Here is a 3,015-nt window from a genome sequence, read left to right on the forward strand (position 1 = left end):
CGGTCAGCGCTCACCGCCACCCGAGCGCCGGCGCGACGTGCGTCAGGATCGACTCGAGGACATGCGCGTTGTAGTCGACGCCCAGCTGGTTGGGCACGGTGAGCAGCAGGGTGTCGGCGGCGGCGATCGCCTCGTCGTCGCGCAGCTGCTCGATGAGGGCGTCGGGCTCGTCGGCGTAGCTGCGGCCGAAGACGGCGCGGAAGTCGTCGATCACGCCGAACTGGTCCGACCGGTCGCCGCCGCCGACGAAGTACCGCCGGTCCGTGTCGTTGACGATGGCGAAGATCGATCGGCTCACCGAGACCCGCGGTTCGCGCTCGTGGCCGGCCTCGGCCCACGCGGCGCGGTACGCCTCGATCTGCCTGCGCTGCTGCACGTGGAAGGGCTCGCCCGATTCGTCCTCCTTGAGCGTCGAGCTCATGAGGTTCATGCCCTGCTCGGCCGCCCACACGGCGGTCGAGTCGGAGCCCGCGCCCCACCAGATGCGCTCGCTCAGGCCGGGGGACTGCGGCTGGATGCCGAGCGGCCCCGGGTGCGGGTTCGGGAACATCGGGCGGGGGTTCGGCTCGGCGAACCGCGCCCCGTCGATGACCTGCAGGAACACCGTCGCGTTGTTCCGGGCGACATCGGCCATGGTCGAGCCCTCGGGCGCCTCGTAGCCGAAGTAGCGGTAGCCGTCGATGACCTGCTCGGGCGACCCGCGCGAGATGCCGAGCTGCAGGCGGCCGCCCGCGATGAGGTCGGCGGCGCCGGCATCCTCGGCCATGTACAGCGGGTTCTCGTAGCGCATGTCGATCACGCCCGTGCCGAGCTCGATGCGGCTGGTCTTCGCGCCCGCCGCCGCGAGCAGGGGGAACGGGCTGGCGAGCTGGTTCGCGTAGTGGTGCACGCGGAAGTAAGCGCCGTCGGCACCGACCTCCTCGGCCGCGACCGCCAGGTCGATCGACTGCAGCAGCACGTCGGACGCCGACGTGGTCTGCGAGCCGGGCGAGTCCGACCAGTGGCCGAACGAGAGGAAACCGATGCGCTTCATACAGGTCTGCAACGCCGGGCGGCGCGGCGCATTCCATGGACGGCGTGGGCCGGTGCTCCGGGCGATTTCTGCGAGATGGTAGTCGAATGGATCCAACGATCATCGCACTCATCGCCATCTCAGCATCACTGGTCGGCGCCGTCCTCGGTGCAGTGGTGTCACCGCGGATCAGTGCGCAGTTGAATCATGCCAGTACGCACTCGAATTTCATCCGTGACCAGAGGCGTGAGGCATATGCGGCTTTCACGGTGAATGTGGAGAAGGCGCAGCGCGCAGCGGACGCAGCGATTTCGGGTGTTCCGAATTCTTCATTCACCATCGCGGATCTGGACGAACTCGAGCTTGCGCGCGTCAAGATCGACATCTTCGGCAGCCACCTCGCGAAGGTCTGGGCCTACCGGTGCACCCTCGCCCTCATCGCGCTCGAGCATTCACTCAGCGACGAGGCCGGCGACTTCACGGTCGTCGAACTGCGTCGCGCCAAGTTGCATGAGGCGCGCGCGAGCCTGGTGCGCGTGTTGCGCGTCGAGCTCGGGATCTCCGGGCAGGACAAAGAGGACTGGGTCTCTCGACAGGAGATCACCGAGACTGCAGCGGAGGTTCGCGCGAGTCGCGCGCGGATCGACAGCCTCGGGCACGATGCCTGGCTGAACGAACTGCCTGCTGACCACACCGCGCTCAGGGTCACCAAGGAAGCGATAGCGGTGTACAACCATTCGGGAAATGCGGCGTTGGGCCCACCGAGCCAGAGTGACGCGGACAGGCGTCGAGACTGGCTCGGTGACGGCGAGGCCGTTCAGCCGTAGGGTCGGGATGCCGCCGGCACCGACGTGGAGTCTTCGGTGGATCGAAGACTCCACTCAGTCGACGGCCAGTACTCGAGGGACCTAGAACCGAACGGTGAACCAGTATCGGTAGTCCACCCACGTGTCGCACGTCTTGAGGATCAATCCGCCGCTTGCGCGAGCCGCCGTCATCGCGTTCCAGCACTGCGACATCGTCGAGTACGGCCCCATCTTGTAATCGACCGCGCTCGCCGGAGCCGCCGCGCCGCCGAAAGTGAGGACAACGCCGATTCCGGCCGTGGCAATGAGTGCGCCGATGCGCCGGGATGTCTTCTTCAACTGCTCTCCTGATATTCGGTCGAGTGATATTCGGTCGAGTGATATTCGGTCGAGCGCGATGCGCCCTATCGAGCGGCGCACTGCTGGCGCCGATGACACAGTAGTTCCGCCAGAACGTGTGAGATGCGAAATTCCCTGAATGTGGAAAGTCAGACCGCTGCGGCCGGCTCCCGCGGCGGGTTGTGCATGAACTCGAGGCGGATTCCGTTGTCGTCCTCGACGAACGAGGCGTAGTAGCGGTCGTTGAATCGTGGGTACGGCTTCGGCTCGCGCACGGCCGTCCAGCCGGCGTCCATCGCGATCGCGTGCAGCCGGTCGACCTCGTCGCGCGAGTCGACGGCGAAGGCGAGGTGCTGCCACCCGACCCGGCCGTGACGGTGCGGACCCGTGCCGGGCTCGCGGGCGGGCATGAGGATCAGCTCCTCCTCGCCCTTGTACCAGGAGACGCCGTTGTCGGCGTCCTGCCTGGTGCAGCCGAGCGCCTGCATCACGGGGTCGAACTGGGCGATGGAACGGGAGAGGTCGTCGACGGAGATGCCGATGTGGTCGAAGAGCGACATCCGATCATCGTATGGCGGCGCCCAGCCGGTGCGGGCGCTCTGCACAGGGAGGGGTCGCGCCGCGCGAGGCGGAGCGACGAGGGGCCCGCGTGCCGGCGGCCGAACGATCGGGTACCCCCAGTCCGGGAGCAGGGAACTGAGATTTCCTTGACACGCGGTCGACGTAGGAAGAGTATCCGAGACAAGCCCCGCTGGGGCACCCCGTGGAATGAGCTCGCCGGCCCTCGGGCCGACGCCCGAGGAGGGCAGCGTGACATCTTCGCGTGGCCCGTCATCGGAGGGCCCGAGAGACACCGCC

At 67.4% G+C, this 3,015-nt stretch carries 4 protein-coding genes; 1 reads left to right on the forward strand and 3 read right to left on the reverse strand.

Features of this window, described 5'->3' with window-relative positions; all coding sequences use genetic code 11:
- Window positions 1-10: 10 nt before the first annotated feature.
- Window positions 11-1,033, reverse strand: a complete 1,023-nt coding sequence (locus ACULK2_RS03150) for an LLM class flavin-dependent oxidoreductase (RefSeq protein ID WP_445969023.1) — start codon at window positions 1,031-1,033, stop codon at window positions 11-13.
- Window positions 1,034-1,119: 86 nt separating this feature from the next.
- On the opposite strand from ACULK2_RS03150, the gene ACULK2_RS03155 reads away from it, so the two are divergent.
- Complete coding sequence (locus ACULK2_RS03155) at window positions 1,120-1,839, forward strand: hypothetical protein (protein ID WP_445969022.1); 720 nt, start codon at window positions 1,120-1,122, stop codon at window positions 1,837-1,839.
- Window positions 1,840-1,920: 81 nt separating this feature from the next.
- Here the strand turns inward: ACULK2_RS03155 and ACULK2_RS03160 are convergent, their stop codons facing one another.
- The gene (locus tag ACULK2_RS03160; protein WP_445969021.1) at window positions 1,921-2,157 is read right to left on the reverse strand and encodes a hypothetical protein; all 237 of its coding nucleotides are present in this window, start codon (window positions 2,155-2,157) and stop codon (window positions 1,921-1,923) included.
- Window positions 2,158-2,306: 149 nt separating this feature from the next.
- Window positions 2,307-2,717, reverse strand: coding sequence for a VOC family protein (locus tag ACULK2_RS03165; RefSeq protein ID WP_445969020.1), 411 nt, complete (start codon window positions 2,715-2,717; stop codon window positions 2,307-2,309).
- Window positions 2,718-3,015 lie beyond the last annotated feature (298 nt).

The sequence above is a fragment of the Agromyces molybdatiresistens genome (assembly GCF_052748445.2).

What these genes read in the sequence shown, in the direction of transcription:
- ACULK2_RS03165 (WP_445969020.1), bottom strand. Translation starts at nt 2,717, where the DNA reads ATGTCGCTCTTCGACCACATCGGCATCTCCGTCGACGACCTCTCCCGT.
- ACULK2_RS03155 (WP_445969022.1), top strand. Translation starts at nt 1,120, where the DNA reads ATGGATCCAACGATCATCGCACTCATCGCCATCTCAGCATCACTGGTC.
- ACULK2_RS03150 (WP_445969023.1), bottom strand. Translation starts at nt 1,033, where the DNA reads ATGAAGCGCATCGGTTTCCTCTCGTTCGGCCACTGGTCGGACTCGCCC.